The organism is Streptococcus sp. GMD4S (assembly GCF_000296955.1).
The window spans coordinates 1-3,623 of sequence record NZ_AJRE01000115.1 but is presented as its reverse complement, the minus strand read 5'-3'; the positions used below and the strand labels follow the sequence as shown (position 1 = coordinate 3,623).

4 protein-coding genes and 1 pseudogene are annotated in these 3,623 nt (G+C 41.5%); all 5 read right to left on the bottom strand.

The features are described 5' to 3' along the window. Positions 1-14: 14 nt before the first annotated feature. Positions 15-560: a thiol-disulfide oxidoreductase-associated lipoprotein SdbB gene (gene sdbB / locus GMD4S_RS07445; protein ID WP_000755591.1), complete on the bottom strand. Its 546-nt coding sequence runs from the start codon at positions 558-560 to the stop codon at positions 15-17. Positions 561-572: 12 nt separating this feature from the next. Next, the gene (ccdA2, locus tag GMD4S_RS07440; protein WP_000443810.1) at positions 573-1,280 is read right to left on the bottom strand and encodes a thiol-disulfide oxidoreductase-associated membrane protein CcdA2; all 708 of its coding nucleotides are present in this window, start codon (positions 1,278-1,280) and stop codon (positions 573-575) included. 125 nt (positions 1,281-1,405) lie between these two features. Then, positions 1,406-2,266 carry a methionyl aminopeptidase gene (locus tag GMD4S_RS07435; protein WP_000631558.1) on the bottom strand — a complete coding sequence of 287 codons (861 nt, stop codon included), beginning with the start codon at positions 2,264-2,266 and terminating at the stop codon, positions 1,406-1,408. Between the two features lie 15 nt (positions 2,267-2,281). Further along, the gene (spxR, locus tag GMD4S_RS07430) at positions 2,282-3,559 is read right to left on the bottom strand and encodes a CBS-HotDog domain-containing transcription factor SpxR (RefSeq protein ID WP_000033809.1); all 1,278 of its coding nucleotides are present in this window, start codon (positions 3,557-3,559) and stop codon (positions 2,282-2,284) included. Further along, positions 3,552-3,623: pseudogene (locus GMD4S_RS12945) on the bottom strand (GNAT family N-acetyltransferase); the annotation flags it as partial. The pseudogene GMD4S_RS12945 and the gene spxR, both read right to left, overlap by 8 nt.

Sequence of the window (3,623 nt, the reverse complement as noted above, 5' to 3'; positions counted from 1 at the left end):
TCGCGATTTTTTCTTTATTTCATTTCTTTAAAAGCCGCTTCTGCATCAGCGTTGCTAATAGCACCAAATTGGATTTTTCCGATTTTACCTTGACTGTCAATCAAGTATTCTGTTGGAATACTACGAATTTGGTAGGCTTGGAAGGTAGTTGCTTGCGTATCATATAGAACTGGAATATCCTTGTAGCCTTGTTCTTGGTACCATTTTGGAAAGTCTTGAACTGTTTTTTCACCTTGGAGACCAGGTGCAATGACACTCAAGATTTCAAAGTCTCGATCTTGTTTGGCAGCTAGTTCCATCAACTCAGGCATGCTTTTTTTACATGGTCCACACCAAGAAGCCCAGAATTTCAAATAAACCTTTTTCCCTTTATAGTCTGATAACTTCACTTCTTTGCCATCCATAGACTGCAAGGTGAAGTCTGGAGCATCCTTACCGACTGCGATTTGTTGTACAGCAGGTTGTTTTGGACTGCTTGTCTGTTTGGTTTCTTTTTCACCACAAGCAATCAACAAAAATAGAGACATGAGGCTCAATCCAGCAAAAATAACTTTTTTCATATTTTTCTCCTTTTATCCAAGAATTCCTGACAAGGCATTTAACTGCCCTAGCATTAATAATAATCCCATCAAAATAATCAAAGCTCCCCCGATTTTTTTTAGTAGGATCATATGGGGTTTTAATTTACTAAAATAGGGCATGATCCAGCCCGAAGCCAAGGCCAAAACAATGAAAGGAAGGGCCATTCCCAATGTATATACTAATGTTAACACGGCTCCTTGCCAAGCACCATTGCCTCCTGAAGCTGCAAGAGCCAAGACCGAACTTAAAACCGGTCCGATACAAGGGGTCCAACCAAAACTAAAGGTTATCCCAAGTAAAAAGGCTGACAGATAGTGATTAGACTTGGATTGTTTGAAGGTGACTGTCTTTTGAATCTCCAGTTTATTGAAATGCAAGATTTCCATCTGGTGAAGCCCTAAAAGAATAATGACTATTCCCATAGCATAACGAAACCAGTCTGCATAGAGCATGTGCCCTAGGAATCCAGCTCCAAATCCTAAAATAAAGAAAATAAGGGAGATTCCTGCAATAAAGCACAAGGTTCGAATTAAACCAGACCATGCAACGTCTCTTCCAAAAAAGCGAAAGCTTTTCGAATTTCCCTGATCATCCAGTAAAATACCAGCATAGACAGGTAGCAAAGGAAAGATGCAGGGTGAAAAGAAGGACAGGATACCAGCTAAAAAAACGGATACTAGAAATATAATCGACTCCAACGAATTACCTACTTTCTCAAAATTCTAATCCTATTTTACTACAAAAGAATAAATTTGTAAGAAGTCTGCTACGCTTATTTATTTTGATAAAATTTGACACAAAAAAAGGAGCTAAGCTCCTTTTTTTAATACGTTCCTTCTTCACCTTGACTAGTCAAGATAACTGGACCGTCTTTGGTAATCACGAACTGGTGTTCATATTGGCAAGACAGGCCGCCATCTATAGTCTTATGAGCCCAGCCAGTCTTCATATCTGTATCAATTTCCCAGTCACCAGTATTGATCATGGGTTCAATAGTTAGTACCATTCCTTCACGGAGACGGAGTCCACGCCCTGCAATACCGTAGTTAGGAACCATTGGCTCCTCGTGCATAGTTGGACCAACACCATGACCAACCAAATCACGAACGACACCGTAACCGCGACTTTCAGCGTATTCTTGAATGGCTGCACCGATATCACCGATACGATTGCCAACAACTGCTTGCTCAATCCCTTTATACATAGCTTCCTTGGTCACGTCCATCAGGTTTTTCACTTCTTCAGACGGTGTACCAACCGCATAAGCCCAACATGAGTCAGCTAAACCACCAGTATAACTTTGGGTGTATTTTTTCATTTGCTCAACATTGTTGAAGTTGAGTTTAGATACATTGAGGTCGGATTTGGCAATCGGACCACCCAGTACCATGTCAACCTTGAGCAAATCGCCATCTTTCAAGATGTAATGACGTGGAAAAGCATGAGCTACTTCGTCGTTGAGAGAGCAACAAGTGGCATAGGGGTAATCCATGACTGCACCATCTACTCCAATCTGTAAAGGAAGGAAATTCTCCTCTTTACAACGTCGACGAACGTACTCTTCAACTTCCCACATATCTACGCCCGGCTTAATCAAATCACGTAAGCCGATATGGATACTTGCTAGGAAATCACCAGCCTTGTCCATGGCTTCGATTTCACGTGCTGATTTTAAAGTTATCATTTTTTCTCCTAGATTCTAATTAATTTTAACCGTAACATTTGCTTTTGAAACAATCTGATGACCATGATAAATATCATAATCAATAATAGCTGAACGTCTCGTGTGGTGAATAATCCGAGCCTGAATCCGCAGAGTATCATCTATCTGCACAGCCTGCAAGAAATAAATCAACATCTGCTCAATGATGAGATTACGTCCGCTATTGACAACGAGGTCTTGGGTCATATGGTTGAGGATTTCAGCCAAGACTCCATTAGCAAGGACACCATTTTTCTCCAGCATGAAAGGCTCAACAGTAATGACGACTTCATCATGATGATAGGATAGTTTTTGCCCAATTTGCTCGGAGAAAGTTGGCAAAGCTGAAACCTGAGAACGGCTCATCTTTTCCATGACATCTCGTCTCGTTACTACTCCAAGCAAGGTTTGGTTACTTCTGACAACGGGAACCATCTCAAAGTCTTCTGCAATCATTCGTTGACTGACATTGGCAATATTGGTCGCTAAGCCTGTTACAAAGATACTTCGCGTCATCACCTTGTCAATCGTTGTGCTGGGGGATTTATCTCCTGCGTCACGCATAGTAACAACCCCGACAACCACTTGGTGTTGGTTAATGACTGGGAAACGGCTACTTCTGTTCTTACGGACCAAGTCTAGATAGTCTTTGACTGTATCCGTTTCTCTCAAAAAACCATACTCATGACTGGGACGATAGAGCTTTTCGACTGTCAGAATATCGGTTTTGATTTGAACATTTGAGAGGGCTTTGTTAATCATGGTCGCTACTGTAAAAGTGTCATGTTTACTCCTCAGAACTGGAATCCCTTTTTTATTAGCCAACTCAAGAACATCGTCCTGGACATGAAAACCACCTGTCACAAGGACCGCATTTTCATTTTCCAGCGCTAAAAGTTGAATGCGAGTGCGGTCTCCTACGATCAAAAGACCACCATCATGGAGATAGGACAGGATATTTTGCTCTGTCATAGCCCCAATGGAGAATTTGCTAAATTCTCTCTCCAACCCTTCCTGACCAGCTAAAACTTCAGAGGAGGTGACTTCAGCAATTTCAGCATAGGTTAGCCGCTCAATAGCCACTTTTTGGGACTTGACCCGTATAGTTCCACTACGTGGCCGAGTTTCAACGATGCCACGATTTTCAGCTTCTTTAATAGCTCGGTAGGCTGTTCCGTCACTAACACCTAGGTGATTGGAAATACTGCGAACACTAACTCTCTTCCCAATTGGCAACTCTTCCAGATAGGACAAAATTTCCTGGTGTTTACTCATTGAATTCTCCTTTTATGTATCGAAATTCAAGATAGTCCCTCATTTTTCGTGTATAGCGATCGCT